The 17,629-nt window shown below is 45.3% G+C and carries 14 protein-coding genes; 4 read left to right on the top strand and 10 right to left on the bottom strand.

Going from position 1 to position 17,629, the window contains the following annotated elements:
- Nucleotides 1-15 precede the first annotated feature (15 nt).
- Nucleotides 16-1,509, bottom strand: coding sequence for a tagaturonate reductase (locus NSQ58_RS24485; protein ID WP_023988325.1), 1,494 nt, complete (start codon nt 1,507-1,509; stop codon nt 16-18).
- 314 nt (nt 1,510-1,823) lie between these two features.
- Here NSQ58_RS24485 and poxB point away from each other — a divergent pair, with 314 nt between their 5' ends.
- Complete coding sequence (gene poxB, locus NSQ58_RS24480) at nt 1,824-3,548, top strand: ubiquinone-dependent pyruvate dehydrogenase (protein WP_028542396.1); 1,725 nt, start codon at nt 1,824-1,826, stop codon at nt 3,546-3,548.
- 99 nt (nt 3,549-3,647) lie between these two features.
- Here the strand turns inward: poxB and NSQ58_RS24475 are convergent, their stop codons facing one another.
- From NSQ58_RS24475 to uxaC, 3 genes are all read right to left on the bottom strand, one after another.
- Nucleotides 3,648-4,652 carry a LacI family DNA-binding transcriptional regulator gene (locus tag NSQ58_RS24475; protein WP_023988323.1) on the bottom strand — a complete coding sequence of 335 codons (1,005 nt, stop codon included), beginning with the start codon at nt 4,650-4,652 and terminating at the stop codon, nt 3,648-3,650.
- A gap of 87 nt (nt 4,653-4,739) precedes the next feature.
- Entirely contained in the window at nt 4,740-6,140 is a 1,401-nt protein-coding gene (locus NSQ58_RS24470) for an MFS transporter (protein ID WP_023988322.1), read from the bottom strand.
- 272 nt (nt 6,141-6,412) lie between these two features.
- Complete coding sequence (uxaC, locus tag NSQ58_RS24465) at nt 6,413-7,837, bottom strand: glucuronate isomerase (RefSeq protein WP_023988321.1); 1,425 nt, start codon at nt 7,835-7,837, stop codon at nt 6,413-6,415.
- A 518-nt stretch (nt 7,838-8,355) separates the two neighbouring features.
- Between uxaC and alsS the strand changes: the two genes are divergently transcribed.
- The gene (alsS, locus tag NSQ58_RS24460) at nt 8,356-10,059 is read left to right on the top strand and encodes an acetolactate synthase AlsS (RefSeq protein ID WP_172828313.1); all 1,704 of its coding nucleotides are present in this window, start codon (nt 8,356-8,358) and stop codon (nt 10,057-10,059) included.
- 162 nt (nt 10,060-10,221) lie between these two features.
- Nucleotides 10,222-10,968 (top strand): acetolactate decarboxylase, encoded by a 747-nt coding sequence (gene budA / locus NSQ58_RS24455; RefSeq protein WP_341058344.1) that lies wholly within the window; start codon nt 10,222-10,224, stop codon nt 10,966-10,968.
- A 153-nt stretch (nt 10,969-11,121) separates the two neighbouring features.
- Here budA and NSQ58_RS24450 read toward each other — a convergent pair whose 3' ends face one another.
- From NSQ58_RS24450 to murI, 6 genes are all read right to left on the bottom strand, one after another.
- Complete coding sequence (locus NSQ58_RS24450; protein WP_341058342.1) at nt 11,122-11,607, bottom strand: tetratricopeptide repeat protein; 486 nt, start codon at nt 11,605-11,607, stop codon at nt 11,122-11,124.
- Between the two features lie 154 nt (nt 11,608-11,761).
- The gene (locus tag NSQ58_RS24445; protein ID WP_028542402.1) at nt 11,762-12,742 is read right to left on the bottom strand and encodes a S8 family peptidase; all 981 of its coding nucleotides are present in this window, start codon (nt 12,740-12,742) and stop codon (nt 11,762-11,764) included.
- A 194-nt stretch (nt 12,743-12,936) separates the two neighbouring features.
- On the bottom strand, nt 12,937-14,331 hold the full coding sequence (locus tag NSQ58_RS24440; RefSeq protein WP_023988315.1) for an MATE family efflux transporter: 1,395 nt from the start codon (nt 14,329-14,331) through the stop codon (nt 12,937-12,939).
- A gap of 71 nt (nt 14,332-14,402) precedes the next feature.
- The gene (gene fosB / locus NSQ58_RS24435) at nt 14,403-14,825 is read right to left on the bottom strand and encodes a metallothiol transferase FosB (RefSeq protein WP_341058338.1); all 423 of its coding nucleotides are present in this window, start codon (nt 14,823-14,825) and stop codon (nt 14,403-14,405) included.
- 14 nt (nt 14,826-14,839) lie between these two features.
- Nucleotides 14,840-15,688 carry a phosphotransferase gene (locus NSQ58_RS24430; RefSeq protein ID WP_341058337.1) on the bottom strand — a complete coding sequence of 283 codons (849 nt, stop codon included), beginning with the start codon at nt 15,686-15,688 and terminating at the stop codon, nt 14,840-14,842.
- 92 nt (nt 15,689-15,780) lie between these two features.
- Complete coding sequence (gene murI, locus NSQ58_RS24425) at nt 15,781-16,635, bottom strand: glutamate racemase (protein WP_048481500.1); 855 nt, start codon at nt 16,633-16,635, stop codon at nt 15,781-15,783.
- A gap of 240 nt (nt 16,636-16,875) precedes the next feature.
- Here murI and NSQ58_RS24420 point away from each other — a divergent pair, with 240 nt between their 5' ends.
- Nucleotides 16,876-17,502, top strand: a complete 627-nt coding sequence (locus NSQ58_RS24420) for an FMN-dependent NADH-azoreductase (RefSeq protein ID WP_025723667.1) — start codon at nt 16,876-16,878, stop codon at nt 17,500-17,502.
- The last annotated feature ends 127 nt before the right edge of the window (nt 17,503-17,629 follow it).

Raw genomic sequence — 17,629 nt, 5'->3', positions numbered from 1 at the left:
CGGTCTCCTCCTTGCTTATGCTCTGGGCACGCTGTTCCCGGTTAGAGAATCGAGCGTCTCCTTCATTCCTCTGCTTGTAATTTCATACACGTGCTGTGCCGTTTGTTCAGCCAGTCCTTCGATCTGGTTCAGGTCTTGCCCCCACCATGTCTGCCGGCCAAGTACCAGCGCAGTCAATTGCTTCGCCCCGGCGAGAGTACCGTCATATTTACTCCACAGTTCACCAAACGTACTCAACACTTCAGCTTCGTCTGCCAACGCAATCGACTCGCCATTTCTGTCACCCCGGTAAAATACGAGCAAGGACGCCAGCGAAAATACAATTTTGGCAGGCAACGCCTTACGCTGTGTCACATACTGGAGCAAGGATGGCAAGTTCCGTGTCTTGAACTTGGACACCGAATTTAGTGCGATACTCATAACATAATGACTTACATAGGGATTACGGAATCGTTCAATAACATCGTCGGCATATACATTCAATTCCGCTTCTGGCGAGTCCAGTGTCGGAATAATTTCTTCTCGAATCAGCGACTGGATAAAGTTTCCCATAATATCATGCTCGACCGCCTGCCCCACCGTGTCCAGGCCATATAAATAAGCTACAGGGGTAAGCGCCGTATGTGCTCCATTCAAAATGCGTACTTTCCGTGTACGGTATGGCGCCATATCGTCGACAATCAGTACATTCAATCCGGCCAAATGAGCAGGTAATTCTTCTTTAAGCCACTGTGGCCCTTCAATAACCCATAAATGATACTGTTCGCCCACAACAACCAAATCGTCCTTGTAACCCAATTCTGCTTGAATCTCATGAATCCGGTCTTTGGGATAACCAGGTACAATCCGATCGACCAAACTGTTGCAGAACGTATTCGATTCCTCCAACCATGCAATAAACTCGGCCCCAAGCTTCCATTGGTCCGCATATTTCAGTACGATTTCCTTGAGAGCGTCTCCATTACGGTCGATGAGCTCGCACGGAATGATCACCAGTCCCTTGCTCTGATCGCCCCCGAAGAATTGAAAGCGCTTGTACAGAAAGGCGGCTAGCTTGCCTGGAAAGCTCTTTTGCGGACGATCTTCCAATTGATCCTCTGGTGCATAAGCGATCCCCGCTTCCGTCGTGTTCGACACGACAAAACGCAGCTCCGGCTTTTGGGATAATGCTTCATACTCGGAAAAATCAGAGCCGTATGGATTAATCCCACGAGTGACGCACTCCACAACGGTATGCTCCTTCATGGCCTTCCCATCCTTAATCCCTTCAAGAATAACCGTATACAGGCCATCCTGCTCGTTAAGCTTCTCCACGAGGCCTCCTGGCTGCGGTTGTACAATCACAACTCCCGTATTCCATTCTGCCAGCTTATTCATTTTGTCAAATTGCCAGTCTACAAAAGCACGCAGGAAGTTCCCTTCCCCGAATTGCAGCACCCTCACAGGATGCGGGTCTGTTACGATAAAGCTTTTTCTGTTTAATTGGTCTAATTCATCTACTTGTTTCATCCGGAGTAACCTCCCACAATTACCATAATGATTTCATCGTTATTTTATCACAATGCACACGTTAACAAAATAGTTTTATCAATATTTTTAGTTTAAAAAAATAATAATGACAATAATATGAACACGTTAACATATACGTTTATATAAAAATTTGCAAGTATATCGTCCTTTTTCTGTTGTTTCGCACCTGATCCAAGACGGTTAAGGCTAACTATCACCCTATCCCGAGACCTTGTTCTTATATACATTTCAGGAGAATAGACGCAAGAAAGCACGGGCAGGATAACACTACTTACTAGGCAGGAGGAACATCTATGAAGACAATCGCAGATACTATTGTACAAGTTTTGGTCAATGCAGGGGTCAAGAGGGTTTATGGCATTGTTGGAGACTCTCTAAATAATATGGTTGATTCCATTCGCAGCAATGGTCAAATCGAATGGATTCATGTAAGGCACGAAGAAGTGGCTGCCTTTGCAGCCGGAGCGGATGCTGACCTTAGTGGTAGCATTGCTGTATGTGCTGGAAGTAGTGGTCCCGGAAATTTGCATCTGATTAATGGTTTATATGATTGCCACCGCAATCGGGTGCCTGTACTGGCTATTGCCGCTCATATTCCAAGCGACGAAATCGGAAGTGAATATTTTCAAGCTACGCATCCTGAGCATCTTTTCGGAGAATGCAGTCACTTCTGTGAGGTTATTACGACACCGCGTCAAATTCCCAGAACGGTGACCATGGCCATTCAACAGGCAATTTCACGTTCAGGTGTCTCCGTCATTGTTCTTCCCGGTGATGTAGCAGCTTTGGAGGCGGAAAAGGTACCCGTCCCTGAACATGTCTACCATCCCACTGCACCTGTAGTGCATCCGTCAGCTTCCGAAATTTCCAGACTGGCCGAATATTTGAATAAAGGCAAACGAATTACGTTACTATGCGGCGCCGGCTGTGCACAATCTCATGAATTGCTCATGCAGCTATGCGACAAGTTAAAATCCCCTATGGTATCTGCTCTGCGAGGCAAGGAATATCTGGAGTATGACAACCCTTACTATGCTGGATTGACGGGACTGATCGGGTATTCTTCCGGGTACCATGCGATGATGGATTGTGACGTCCTGCTTATGCTCGGAACAGACTTTCCTTACAGACAATTTTACCCTGAAGATGCGATTGTCCTACAGGTAGACATAGAGCCAGCCCATCTCGGCAGACGTACTCCGTTGACGTATGGTTTATGCGGGGATGTAAAAGCCACATTGGAAATGCTGCTACCGCATTTAACGTCAGAGCATGATTCCAAGCATCTAGAGAAAACCGTCTCCCACTATACCAAGGTACGCCAGGAGTTGGATGACCTTGCCGTCGGTAAACCAGGTCATACGCCGATCCATCCCCAATATCTCGCCAAGGTCATCAGTGACGCCGCGCAGGAAAATGCTATTTTCACCTGTGATGTCGGTACTCCCACTGTATGGGCTGCGCGTTATTTGCAGATGAACGGTCAGCGTCGGCTTCTCGGCTCGTTCAACCATGGCACGATGGCAAATGCGCTGCCGCAGGCAATCGGAGCGCAGGCTACTGAGCCTGACCGACAAGTGATTGCCCTCTCAGGCGATGGCGGGCTCACGATGCTGATGGGCGACCTGCTCACTCTGAAGCAGCATCAGCTGCCTATTAAAGTCATTGTTTTCAATAATGGCGCTCTCGGTTTTGTCGAGCTGGAAATGAAAGCAGCCGGATTCCTGGAAAACGGCACTGAACTGGTGAATCCTGATTTTGGTGCTGTAGCGCAAGCCATGGGGCTCAAGGGCATCCGGGTTGAAGATCCAGCAATGCTGGAGGATGCCATTCAGCAAGCATTGGCTCATGATGGCCCTGTTGTGGTAGACGTGGTGGTGAACCGTCAGGAACTATCTATGCCACCCAAAATTAATCTTAAACAAGCAGAAGGATTTACACTGTGGATGATGAAAGCGATGTTGAACGGACGCGGTGACGAGATTGTGGAACTGGCTAAAACCAATCTCTTTCGTTAAATCCGGACGAAGCAGAGCGCATTTCAACCTAAAAGGGGCAGAAACCATACATTTAGCATGGTTTCTACCCCTTTGGCCTGCCTGTTAATAAAACGAAACTCAGCGTGGTCTGCCTGCCGTTGATTTCCGTTTCATAAGCGCAGTCTCCATAAATATAAGCTCACCCTCATTGGACGGTGACTGAATTCGTTCCAGAATGCAGGCGGCTCCGCGCTCACTTATCTGCTCAATCGGTCTTTTGACCGTTGTTAACGGTGGAGTCGTATACATTGAGAACCCGATATCGTCAAAACCAATGACTGAGATATCCTCTGGTACCTTCAAGCCGTTTTCGAATACCGCATTCATGGCCCCAATAGCCATATCATCGTTAGAGCAAAATACCGCTGTCGGCGGCTCCTGCAAGGAAAGCAGTTGCTTCATTGCCTGGCTTCCGCTTTCAGTATCATAATGACCTTGCACGATATATTCATGTCGAATCGGCTTACCACTATCAATCAACGCATTCATAAAACCCTCACGGCGTTGCTGGGTAGACTTGAAGCCTTCTACCCCTTCGATGATCGCAATGCGTTCATGCCCGCTTTCAACGAGAAAGGAGACCGCTTCATAGGACCCTTCCTTATCATTAGAGATCACATTTACAATCCCCGCACCGGACACCTGCCGATTCAGTACAACAAGCGGAATACCTTGACCGAGCACATGATAAATAAAAGGGTTGTCCGCCTCGCTCTGGCTCATCAGAATGATACCATCAAAACGCTTGTGGTGAATGGCCGAAAAATCGGCGTAATCGTCAATTCCTCGCACAAACAAATTGTAATCCACCCCGATGACATGATTAACTCCGCGGATGGTATCCGCAAAAAAACTGGAGCTGGTGCCTTCTGAAATACTGGTGAAAAACAGGCCTATCGTATGCGAGCGCTGGAGAACCAGGCTTTTGGCATTAAAATTTGGAATGTAATTGAGTTGCTCTGCCAACTCCATAATTTTGCGTTTCGTATCTTCTTTAATCAGCGGGCTATTATTGAGCGCCCGGGAGACGGTTGTATGGGAAACATTAGCCAATTTGGCAATGTCTTTAATGGTAGCTGCCATATACGTATCCTTTCCTTAGTGAGGCTCTAAAAAAATTATATACCCACCATACCACAGGAGCCGCCCGGAAAAGAAGACTTTCACAAATTATACGCGGTTGTCCGCATGTCGACGCTGTAACTCTTGAACCATTTCTGCATGTCTACTGTCAGTCAGCTTGTACATTTTACCGATGACCAGCATGGCCAAAGCCAGGGCAACAGCCGGATAGAGACAAAGTAATGCCTTGATCCCAAGCAGCGTTCCAGAGGACTGAACCACATTCGGAACATACCCGATGAGCGCTAGTCCAATACCCGATAGAAAGCCAGACAAGGATTGAGCCAACTTACGTGAAAAGTTAAATAACGAGTAAGTAATCCCTTCCTTACGCTCCCCGGATGACCATTCGCCATAATCAATGATATCGGACACGAATGCCCAGGTAACCCCGTTAGGAATACTAATACCAATGAACGAAATACTGGCCAGGATTGTGAAAATATATACATTTGAAGGCATGAAAAAGTTAATAGAGTCGGCAATGACACTAACCAGCATCCCCAGTATAGCTGTTTTTCGTTTACCGAAGCGCCGTACCAGCTTGGGCAGGAACAACACACCCAGTAGCGACGAACCGATAATAATAAAATTCATATAAGCCATTAATTCTACATGCCCCAAGTTATATTCGGCAAAATAGATCAGCAGTGCGGACTTAATATTGTACGCGGATATGGTGAAAATCGTCATCAAAACGAGTACCAGCAAAGGCTTGTTATTCGTAAAGGTATGCACGATAACGCCTATAGATAGCTTCTCTTTTGGCCCGGACTGGCTAATAATACGTTCTTTCGTTCCTCGGTAACATATGATGAAAGCGATCACACCAATGAGTGACATAATCCCCATCACAACCGGATAGCCAACATGATGGTTAGGAAACAGTAAAATAAGCGGCATGACAACGACACTGGTGACAAATAATGCGCCCAGAGATCCTGCCTGACGGAAAGATGACAATGAAGCACGCTGATGAGTATCCTGCGTAATGGCGGCACCCAGCGAGCCGTATGGAATGTTTACAATAGAGTAGCCGATCCCCCAGATCATATAGGACGCATAGGCGTAAATGAGTTTTCCTGTGGGGGAAATATTCGGCGAAATAAAGGTTAGAACCGTAAGAATTGCAAGGATAACGCTTCCAACGATAAGAAAAGGCCTAAATTTTCCACGTGCACCGATATGTTTGCGATAATCAACAAAGGACCCGACAATGGGATCACAGATGGCGGCAAACAGCTTGCTGACCAAGAAAATGCCTGCGGCGGCTCCTGCAGAAACCCCTGCTACATCTGTAAAAAATTTCAGCAAATACAACTGCCCCAAATCAAACATGAATCCGTTTCCAAAGTCACCCATACCATACGAAATCTTTTCTTTCAGGCTAATATGCTCGCCTGTCTTGTTGTCAGTTTGGACGCTCTCCTGCACGATAGGCACTCCCATACCTACACACTCCTCTATGTTTGTAATTATTTTCACATATCTAGTTCAGGATTTTGCAAAATTCGATTCCAGTCGCTCCGAAGTGCAAGATACAGACGAACTAAACCATTTCGATCTATATCTTGTTCATTGGAAGTCGCTTATGGGATTTTTGCAAAATCCTCAGTTGATAACTATTTTGTTTTCAATTGCTCTTACCGGGAGTTTGAAACAAGCTCCTGGCAAGAGCAATTTTTTATAAAGTTAGTGAGTTCTCACCTTAGGCGGTAGCTTCACTTACTATGAACAACTGTTGGGAAATTAAAATATTGCTCAGCGTTATTGTAGCAAATGTTTTGTACCATTGCTCCGAGCAGTTCCAGATCCTCAGGCGCCTTACCCTCCTGAACCCACGTCCCAATTAAGTCACAGAGTATACGGCGGAAATATTCATGGCGTGTGTAGGAAAGGAAGCTGCGGGAATCCGTCAGCATACCAATAAAGCGGGACAGCACCCCATAGTTAGCCAGCAACTTCATCTGCTCCTGCATGCCTTCGATATGGTCGTTATACCACCATGCCGTGCCAAACTGGATTTTCCCTACAGTTCCACCGGATTGGAAGCAGCCCGCGAGACTTGCCAGTACTGGATAATCAACCGAATTAAGCGAATACAAAATGGTTCTCGGTAATCCACCTGCCAGCTCCTGTGCGTCCAGCAATGCCGCCAATGGACGAGCGATAGAGCCATCATTTACGGCATCGTAGCCTGTATCCGGTCCTAAATGACGGAACATAGCCGTGTTGTTGTTACGCAGCGCGTGAATGTGGTATTGCATAGCCCAGCCATGTTCTGCATACTGTTTGCCAAGGAAAACCAGAACGTATGATTTATATTTCGCCTCCTCTAAAGGAGTCACATGGCCTTCCTCCAGCGCCTTGCTGAATATGGCTGCCGCTTCCTCCAGTTTCGTTTCTTCATAGACTACAGTATCCAGCGCATGATCAGATACCCGGCCTCCAGCAGCATGGAAATGGCGCACCCGGCTCGCCAGCGCATTCAAAAATCCTTCCAGGCCAGAAACATCCAGTCCGCTGACTTCACCCAACCGAGCCACCCAAGGCTGGAAAGTTTCACGATTAATTTCCAAAGCTTTATCGGGGCGGAAGCTTGGCAACACTGCCACTGGGAAATCGGTCAGCTTGCTGATTTGTTTGTGGTATTCGAGATGGTCCGTCGGATCATCCGTGGTGCACACCACAGTTACCTTCGAGTTCACAATCAGATCACGTGCGCCAAATCCCTTTCCCTGCAGCTTTTGGTTTACCTTTTCCCAGATCACTGGTGCGTTCTGTTCATTCAGCAGCTCATAGACACCAAAAAAGCGTTGAAGCTCCAAATGCGTCCAATGGTACAGCGGGTTGCCTATTAGTGTAGGTACGGTTTTGGCCCAAGCCAAAAACTTGTCATAATCTTCACCATCCCCCGTAATCAGGCGTTCCTCAACCCCATTAGCCCGCATAAGTCTCCACTTGTAATGATCTCCGTACAACCAGGCTTCCGTAATATTTTTGAACGCTTTATTTTCATAAATTTCTTGTGGACTTAAATGACAATGATAGTCGATAATCGGCATATCCTTGGCGTACTGATGGTACAAGATTTCAGCCGTTGGATTGCTCAACAAAAAGTTTTCGTCTAAAAACGCTTTAGTCATTACTCTCTCATCCCTTCTATAATCGTGTTTCCTAATAAATTGTTAACGTTAACAAAAATGTTCGAGATACTACTTGCCTTTTAACAATTACATTCCCCATAGCAGTGGGAAATCCATATGATTTGTACAGGACAATACAACTATAAAATGATACCTGTACATCATGTCATACTGGTTTGCTTCACCTTAAATTTAATGTTTACGTTAACAACAATTACATTGTAACCGCTATCCTTTGTAGAGGAAAGTGATTTTTATCATGTGAGCGGATAAAAATGATCTGCCTCCATTTGGGACAGATCTGTTCTATACCTTCTCGATGACCGACACCACAAGAAAATTCCACAATTTTAATTTTCCGTGATAGATCAAACTTTGAAAACGTTTTATATATTTTTCTCTTTTTTTCTGAAAATTTCTTTCTTGAAAATACCAGTTATTGTATTATAATTGCAATATACATCCATTGATTTACATTAAAAGTATTTCATTAGTTATTTCACAGAGAAGAAGAAGAGGTGGTAGCATTGAGTACAAAAGTGCAAGCTGTTCAAACTAAAACTATATCCGATACAAAAGGAGCCGACCTTGTTGTCGATTGCTTGATCAAGCAAGGGGTTACCCATATTTTTGGCATTCCAGGTGCCAAGATCGATTCTGTTTTTGATGTTCTTCAAGATCGGGGGCCCGAATTGATCGTATGTCGTCATGAACAAAATGCCGCCTTTATGGCAGCGGCAGTCGGTCGATTAACCGGTAAACCGGGCGTATGCATTGTTACCTCAGGTCCAGGCGCATCTAACTTGGCGACAGGACTTGTCACCGCTAATGCAGAAAGTGATCCTGTCGTCGCCATTGCGGGTGCAGTCCCAAGATCCGAACGCTTGAAACGCACGCACCAATCTATGGATAACGCCGGACTATTCGAACCCATCACCAAATACAGTGTAGAAGTAGAACATCCTGATAATGTACCGGAAGCAATTGCTAATGCATTTCGAATTGCGACCTCAGCCCAGCCTGGAGCCACATTCGTCAGCCTGCCGCAGGACGTGTTGACTTCGTCATCTGAAGTAACAGTCATTGAGAAGGTTTCTCTTCCCCAACTCGGAACCGCACCCGCCGGACTCATCAAACAAGTCGCAGAGCAAATCAAAAAAGCCAAGCTGCCCGTACTTCTTCTCGGCATGAAAGCCAGCACGCCTGAAGCCACCGCAGCTATCCGTGCTCTCATCCGAGATACAGATCTGCCTGTTGTCGAAACCTTCCAGGCCGCTGGAGCCATCTCCCGTGAACTAGAAGACCACTATTTTGGAAGAGTGGGTCTGTTCCACAATCAACCGGGTGATATGCTTCTTGGAGCCGCAGATTTGGTACTGACGATTGGCTATGATCCTATCGAATACGATCCAAAAAACTGGAACATTCCGGCAAACCGAACACTCATTCATCTGGATGACCATCAAGCCGATATTGATCATGATTATCAACCGGACTACGAGCTAATCGGAAATATAGCCCTGATTGTGGGTAGCCTTGCAGAAGAATTACCTACCTTAAAGCTACCTAAATCCTCCTGCGACCAATTGAATCGTCTGCGCCATGATCTAAACGAGCAAGCGGCTGTTCCCGCACACAAGCATGATTTTCTGATTCATCCATTGCAATTTATTCGTACACTGCGCAGCCTGATTGATGATAACGTCACAGTCACCTGTGATGTCGGTTCACACTATATTTGGATGGCACGATATTTCCGTTCGTATGAACCGCGGCGCCTTCTATTCAGCAACGGAATGCAGACGCTAGGCGTAGCGCTGCCTTGGGGGATTGCTGCCACGCTCGTCAATCCCGGTCACAAAGTCGTTTCTATTTCTGGAGACGGAGGATTTCTTTTTTCATCCATGGAGCTCGAAACCGCCGTACGTCTTAACTCACCGTTGGTGCATATCGTATGGAGAGATGGTTCCTATGACATGGTCGCTTTTCAACAACAGATTAAATACGGAAGAACGTCTGGTGTAAAATTTGGAGATGTTGATGTAGTGAAATATGCTGAAAGCTTCGGCGCCACTGGATTACGCGTGCACTCTCCTGAAGAACTAGAAAGTGTATTGCAGCAGGCACTTCATACCGATGGTCCTGTGGTCGTCGATATTCCGATTGATTATCAGGATAACATCCAGTTGGGACGTAAACTGCTGCCTAACCAATTAAACTAACCTTAACCATGCCTCAGTCGTGACGGCTTTATGACAATTATGGAGTATAACGTTTTTTTAATGATTTTTTTGAGTTATTCATGTTATTTACTGAAATTTTACGTTTATTATTGAAAAAGAAAGAAAATAAATGCATACAATTATAAAAGGAAGTGTATTGCCATGACCGTTGCGCAATTGGAAACCAAGCAAGAAGCTGATCATGATATTTACCAAACATCCACTATGCTTGCTCTATTAGATGGTCTTTATGACGGAGTTGTTGCCTTTGAGGAGTTGCAAAAGCACGGGGATTTCGGAATTGGTACCTTTGATCAACTGAATGGCGAGATGATCGCGTTCGATGGTGAATTTTATCACTTGCTTCCAGACGGTACGGCCCATCGCGTAAAACCGGAAGAAACTACACCTTTTTCCACTGTCACCTTTTTCCAGGAAGATTTCACATATACTATTGACCGCCCTATGCATCGTGAAGAGCTGGAAGCTCTGCTGTTAACGTTGTTTCCAAGCCGTAATCTGTTCTATGCCTTCCGTATGGATGGTACTTTTCGTGAAGTAAAGACACGGACCGTGCCTCACCAAGTTAAACCATACAAACCGTTTATCGAAGCGACCAAGTCACAGCCTACCTTCACTTTTAATGAGGCTTCCGGCGTGATTACAGGTTTTTGGACACCTTCCTATGCTCAAGGTATTGGGGTAGCTGGATTTCATCTGCATTTTATTAACGATGAACGCACCGGAGGTGGGCATGTCTTTGATTTTATCGTCGAAAAGTGCACCATCCGCATTTGTCAAAAATCCAATCTGCACCTGGTCCTGCCCGATACCCCGGACTACTTGAAGGCCAACCTATCCAGAGAAAACCTGGAGAAGGAAATCGCCGTTACTGAAGGTGCACAGTAATCGCAGTTATTTAACTCATCAAGTTACGGACCCCATAGCTAAACAATAAACAGCAAAAGATCACAGTCAGAGAGAATTATTGCTCTCTGACTGTGATCTTTTTATTTACGAGCGTATATACACGTTACTGCTTATGCTCTCACTCCGGTTCACCTATGCCTCGATCTGATCCAGTTTATCTGCATAATATTGAATGGCACGTGAGTACTCCTGTGTAGATAAATCCGAGGTCGTCTCAGCCACCTCCATTAGCAGCTTCTGCATGGCTTTCCCGTATTCCCCCAGATTATACAACACCATCGCGTAAAATACCCGAAACGGTCTGTAATCCGGAAATTCGTTCATTCCTGTTTCCAACCACGCTTTCGCCTTGGCGTAATCTCCCAATACACGATATGTACTGCTTAGTCCCAGGATGGCTCCTTTTCTTGATTCTGCGGATAACGCCATACCTAGGCTTTTTTCATAATAGGCAACCGCTTCCCTCTCTAAGCCCAATGAATCATGCGTCCAAGCTGTCTGATACCACAATTCTGCATCATTTTGCTGCTGTTCTGATGCCTTTAAAAGAAGCTTACGTGCTTTCTCTGCTTGCCCTGTTCGTCTAAGCTCGTCAGCTTGCGCCATGATATCGTTCATATTCATCCTCCACTTCTGACTCATGCCTATCTTTGAGGTATATGTTACCCGACATTTGAATGCAATGTAAATGGAGTTTTTCCTAAGATTTGAAATCCAAAAAAACGACCCTCCCTTTAGGAGAGCCGCTATATTTCCGAATTGAAGTTACGGTTTATTTAACCTTCAATGATCCTACAGTTAGTATTCCCGCTACACGCTGCGCGTCGAAAATACGAGAAAGCTCCTCCACTGCCGTCAAGTACAGTAGACCGTTGCCCTCCAGCTTAGGAGAATTGCCCAGTGGAATCGTGCGTTTGATGAGTTGTGCGTATAATTCCGGTTCGGTGAGATCACGCTCAAAGCTCGCATTCGCCAGCTGCTTAATCAACGCCAATGCACCTGCTACGTGCGGTGTAGCCATCGAAGTTCCGCTAAAGGTCGCATATTTGCCGCCCGGAACGGTGGACAAAATATCTTCTCCCGGTGCAACCAAATCCACCTCATTATTAGAATTACTAAATTCTGAGGTGTGCCTGTCAAAATTGATAGCACCTACGCTAATCACTTCATTATAACAGCCGGGGTAGCCGAGCTCGTCCGTTCTGTCGTCACCGTCTCCCTCATTTCCAGCTGCACAGATGACTAAGATTTGGCTAGCTACAGCCTTTTTTACTGCTTCATGAAGCTCTGGCACATCCTCAGGACCGCCAAGTGACATCGATATGATATCTGCCTTTTGCTCAATCGCATAATAGATGCCTTGAATAATCCAGTCATATTGACCGGAGCCCTGCTTGTTTAGCACTTTGATGATGAGTAGGTCTGCCTCTGGAGCAACACCCACGACACCATCCGCATTTTCTGCTGCCGCAATGGTTCCTGCCACATGCGTACCATGACCGTTGTAATCCTTGAAAATTTCCGGATCACCTTGATCATCATCCGTGAAATTCCGGCCGCCAATAATGCGCGCCTTCAAATCGGGATGGTCCGAATCACAGCCCGTGTCCAGCACCGCCACCTTCACGCCTCGGCCTCGAGTCTGGTTCCATACCGCAGGAGCCTGAATCAGCTCTACACCTCGCGGTATTTCATTCACTTGTTGCTCCTGCTTGATCACTTGGTAAGGAATGATATGCACTTTACGTTCCATCTTATTCCCTCCTTCATGGATTCAATCGGAAACCATCCGTCTTTGAAACTTTGAAAACCTCTACTACATTCGAGGTTACTATATTCTAGCAATTTTTGAAAAGTTTGAACATCCCCATTTTGCTTATTTTTGTAAAAAAAACAGACATCCTCCAATTCGCTTGAAGAATGTCTGTTGTAGAATCTCTTTCAGCCTTAGGCTGATTCCGCCTGAAGTTCAGCCTTAGATAACAGCGATTTGTGCTGCCATTTCCGCCCCTTCCAGCGTAAATAGTGGAAAATGCCTCGTACCCACTCATCGCAGGCATGTGCAATCCACACTCCCAGCACACCATATCCCATATGAATGCCCAGCACATATGCTAGCGGGATTTTAATCCCCCACATTGAAATAATGGCCATCATTAACGGGAACTGAACATCTCCCGCTGCTCGCAAGGAGTTAATGACAACATGATTAAACACTCGGCCCGGCTCCAGCAATATACAGAAGAGCAAAATTGCTGCCCCTAATTGAATGATCGCCGGCTCATCTGTAAAGATCGCCATCACTTCATATCGGAAAAAGGATACTACCACGATCACAGCAATCGTAATGACCAAAGACCATTTCAGGCTCCGTAAAAGTTGATGATAGGCCTTTTCCTTGTCTCCTGCTCCAATCAGGCGGGCAACAATAATTTCTGTCCCCTCACCTACAGCCATTCCAAATACCATAAAAAAGTACACAATTGTATTCGTATAAAAATGGGTTGCGATCGCCGTTGTACCCATAAAGCTGACAAACCGGGTCACCATCATTTGGCTAAGCTGATAAGACAACCATTCCAGCCCGGCAGGAATACCAATCTTCAGGATGGCTACCAGCTTACTCCATTGAAGCTGTACATAATACCGGATGCGAATCGGCGCACTTACACGCTTGTACAGCAGTAGAAAAATCCAGACACATGCTACAGCACGGCTAATAACCGTTGAAATCGCTGCTCCCGCCACTCCCATCTGCGGCAGACCAAACCAGCCATAAATGAGCAGCGCATTTCCCACGATATGCAATATATTCATACCAATGCCCACGATCATCGTATCTTTAGTAAAACCATGCGATCGAATAACCGGACCTGCAGTTAGCATGAGCGCTTCCAGAAACAACGAACCCCCTGCCAGCATCATATAAATCTCTGCATTTTCCTTAATCGTCGGGGTAATATGGTAAAAGGATAGTAAAAAATCCCGGCTCACAATAAACATCAAACTCAGCGCCAGACCAAACACCAGATTAAAGGTTAGTGCCGAAGCCGTAACACGGCTTGCATCCACATGCTTTTGCGCCCCCAATAGCTGAGCAATGATCACACCTACACCAAGACCAAGCAGATTGAAAAGTATAATCGTAAATTCAATCAACTGTCTTGATACACCCACAGCCGATACAACCTCATCAGAAACATGGCTTAGCATGAACGTATCCACGCTACCCATCAAAATGTGAAACAACATCTCTATAAAGATCGGCCAAGTGATTGCAAAAACCGTCATCGTTTTAACGGCTTGTGCTTGCTTGGAACCGTTTTCCTGAGACAGTGACATCCTTCCGTATTCCTCCTAAATGCGACCCAATTATTACTTAATACCTACACGTCAATATCGATAACACTTACTCAATCATAAAAAGTCATATGCTTTTTATCGTTTCTATAATAGTCCAAGCGGTCCTGCAATTGTCCTGTGTGGAATTCAAACTTATGTCCGTCTGGATCTGTAAAATAGACCGACCTTTTGTCCTGTTCATTCCGCTCTCTTCCGGGCAAAATGGTGGCATTAAAAGTTCTCAGCTTGTTAAGCATGCTCTCAAAATCCGCTTCCGCTACCGAAAATGCAATATGCGTATAGGATTGATGAATTTCATTTCTTGGGATATCCTCCTCCACATTGAGGGCCAGCCACATTCCCAAGCAGTCCAGGTAAGCCAACTTACGTCCTTTAACGAGCAGTTTTCCATCTAGTATATTCTGATAGAAATGTATAGACTTCTCCAAATCAGACACCGAAAAGCAAATATGATTCCACCCTTGTATGCTCATGTTCCCTATTCCTTTCAGCAAATCCTGTCTAGCCAATAGGTCCACGCTTCTATATATTGATCTAGATCTCCCGGATGATGCCGAATGCAGGTAGCAATACGAAAGTATAATCCTTGTAGTACCTCCCTGTTCAGCTCGTATTCCCCTGTCATCTCTGGCCCAAGCTTCTCTAAGGCAGGCAAAATAGTATCGACGGTCAGCCTATCGGGTGAAGAACAAAAGGCGTATATCAGATCATACAGAGGCTCTCCCACGACTGGGTCAGGATCAATAATGCCTGTCAACGTACCATTTTCGGCAAACACAAAATTATGTACTCCACAGTCACCATGAAGCAAATATTTAATATTCCGTTGCGGCGATCCGGCCACAAGGGTATGGACGAACCGATGATCCTCTGGGGGTAAAACGTCTTGTATGATCTTTTCAGATTCCTTCGTTCTGTGCAGCAGAAAATCTCTCCATTCCACAAACGGGTGGTCCGGATAACCATAACGACGTTCCTCACCAAAAGGCTTATAGTGCGAGATCACCTCCGTCGCCAGACGAAGTAACAAATCGCTTTTGTTTCGTCCATGATACTGTGTGAGCCCTGACCTAAACGTGTACACCAAATAACGGTGCAACGGATCTACATAAACCAAACGCGATAGTTTCTCAACCTGTACATAGGTATGTAAGAATTCTGCCTCGGCTTCTACGACAGCGGGATCATTTTGCTTAATCACGTATCGCGGCTTAGTTCCGTCCATGACAACAACCACTTTGCTCGAAGTTCCGCCGGTCAGCGGTTTGAGATTTCGCATATGGCTTTCAAGCACGCCCATTTCGTGAAGCTCATTCAGGATCAGTTGAACATCCATCTTACGCCCTCCCTTCATGCGTCTGATCGACAATGCGGCTGGCGATTTGGATATTTCATTAAGATCCAACACGTTCGCCAGCCGCTCTTCTTTTAAAAATAAATCTTTTCATGCTCCGCATAGATTTCAAGCGCCCGCTCCATCTTATGCACATAGGTCTCATCCTGACTAGAACATAGAAATGTAATATGTCCCTCCTGCGATGGACCGGATTTTGGCGAAGGCTCCAGCAAATTACGCTCAGACAACACCTGTTTCAACCGTCTGACTGTTCCCTGGCTCCCGTCAATTAACTGAATATGAGAAGGCAGTAGTTCCCTGAGAATTTCCTTATAAAAAGGATAATGAGTACATCCCAATACCACCGTACCATATATGTCGAGATTGAACGAAGACAGCTCACGGTTAAAATATTCGGACATTTCTGCCCGGTCAAAATTCAACTGTTCGCAATACTGTACTAACTCCGGCAGAGGTAGTGAGTCCACGCTCCCATGATCGTCAACTCTGGATACCAGCGCTGCATAACAGGATTGTTTCAACGTCAATGGTGTGGCTAACACCAGAACTCTTTTACCATTGGCACGGTTCATCTCGACCGCTGGCTTCACAGCTGGCTCCATACCAATAATCGGAATAGGATATTCCTTCCTTAGCTCCGCAACCGCGATACTTGTAGCCGTATTGCAGGCAATTACCAATGCCTTAACATCTTCTTTTAGAATCGTTTGTACTGAAGCCTTGACATAACCAAGCACCTCTTGGGGAGTTTTCGTCCCGTAAGGCACATGAAGGGTATCCGCCATGTATACAAAATTTTCGTTTGGCAAACGTCTTAGTGCCTCGGACAATACTGTAATTCCACCCAATCCTGAATCAAAAAAACCTATCTTCAAGCTACTCACCTTTTTTCGTTCAACTATTGTGCTATATCTTGCTGGCACCATGTTCATTTTCTTCTTCGCCTACTCAAACCATTCTCTTCATTAAACTTTACATTTAAATTTTACCGCAAAACTGATATTTTGCAAAAGAAACACGTAAAATTTTCAGTGTAAAAAATAAAGTAGCTTTTCAAAGTAAATTTAATATAAAAGTGTTGACAGATATTATCTTTATATTGTAATATTACTTGGTAACTTACTAACTTAACTTACTTATTCAACTTACTTAGGGGGAAATAAATCATGTCTAAAGTATTATTTGTCAAAGCTAATGATCGTACAGCTGAAGAATCTGCAACAGTTAAATTGTATAACGCCTTCGTAGAAAGCTACAAGTCTTCCCACCCAACTGATGAAATCACTGAGCTGGACCTGTTCTCCGTCGAGCTTCCTTATTTGAACGCTAACATGATCAACGGCACGTTCAAATCCGCTAGAGGCATGGAGCTGAACGCAGAAGAAGCTCGCCTGGCAAACATTGCTAATGGCTACCTGGATCAATTCCTGGCAGCAGACAAAGTCGTATTTGCTTTCCCGCTCTGGAACATGACGATTCCAGCTGTACTGCATACGTACATTGACTATCTGAACCAAGCTGGTAAAACATTCAAATACACTGCTGAAGGTCCTGTTGGTCTCGTAACTGAAACTAAAGTAGCCCTGCTGAATGCAAGAGGCGGCGTTTATTCCGAAGGACCAGCTGCTGCAGCTGAAATGTCTTTGAACTTCATGAACAACATCTTATCCTTCTTCGGAGTGAAAGACATCGTGAAAGTTGTTCTGGAAGGACATAATCAATCTCCAGATCAAGCACAAGAAATCGTTGCTTCTGCTGTACAACGTGCAGTAGACACAGCAAAATCGTTCTAATCATATATTATGAAGAGAAGAGGATATCCGCGCCCTATATGGGCTGGATATCCTCTTTTTTTGTTATAAAGTATAAAAAAACACGTGCTCCCCTGATCTATAATCAAGTGAAAGCACGTGTTTGTGA

Source organism: Paenibacillus sp. FSL M7-0134, from assembly GCF_038007865.1.
Lineage (GTDB): Bacteria > Bacillota > Bacilli > Paenibacillales > Paenibacillaceae > Paenibacillus > Paenibacillus polymyxa_B.
Note: the sequence above shows the minus strand (reverse complement) of the source record. Positions and strands in the feature narration are given on the sequence as shown.

Coding starts and splice junctions, on each gene's coding strand:
- NSQ58_RS24470 (WP_023988322.1), bottom strand. CDS start 6,140: ATGGGAGTGCCTATCGTGCAGGAGAGCGTCCAAACTGACAACAAGACA.
- NSQ58_RS24485 (WP_023988325.1), bottom strand. CDS start 1,509: ATGAAACAAGTAGATGAATTAGACCAATTAAACAGAAAAAGCTTTATC.
- uxaC (WP_023988321.1), bottom strand. CDS start 7,837: ATGACTAAAGCGTTTTTAGACGAAAACTTTTTGTTGAGCAATCCAACG.
- NSQ58_RS24445 (WP_028542402.1), bottom strand. CDS start 12,742: ATGGAACGTAAAGTGCATATCATTCCTTACCAAGTGATCAAGCAGGAG.
- murI (WP_048481500.1), bottom strand. CDS start 16,635: ATGGTGCCAGCAAGATATAGCACAATAGTTGAACGAAAAAAGGTGAGT.
- NSQ58_RS24430 (WP_341058337.1), bottom strand. CDS start 15,688: ATGGATGTTCAACTGATCCTGAATGAGCTTCACGAAATGGGCGTGCTT.
- NSQ58_RS24475 (WP_023988323.1), bottom strand. CDS start 4,652: ATGGCAGCTACCATTAAAGACATTGCCAAATTGGCTAATGTTTCCCAT.
- budA (WP_341058344.1), top strand. CDS start 10,222: ATGACCGTTGCGCAATTGGAAACCAAGCAAGAAGCTGATCATGATATT.
- poxB (WP_028542396.1), top strand. CDS start 1,824: ATGAAGACAATCGCAGATACTATTGTACAAGTTTTGGTCAATGCAGGG.
- NSQ58_RS24420 (WP_025723667.1), top strand. CDS start 16,876: ATGTCTAAAGTATTATTTGTCAAAGCTAATGATCGTACAGCTGAAGAA.
- fosB (WP_341058338.1), bottom strand. CDS start 14,825: ATGAGCATACAAGGGTGGAATCATATTTGCTTTTCGGTGTCTGATTTG.
- NSQ58_RS24450 (WP_341058342.1), bottom strand. CDS start 11,607: ATGAACGATATCATGGCGCAAGCTGACGAGCTTAGACGAACAGGGCAA.
- NSQ58_RS24440 (WP_023988315.1), bottom strand. CDS start 14,331: ATGTCACTGTCTCAGGAAAACGGTTCCAAGCAAGCACAAGCCGTTAAA.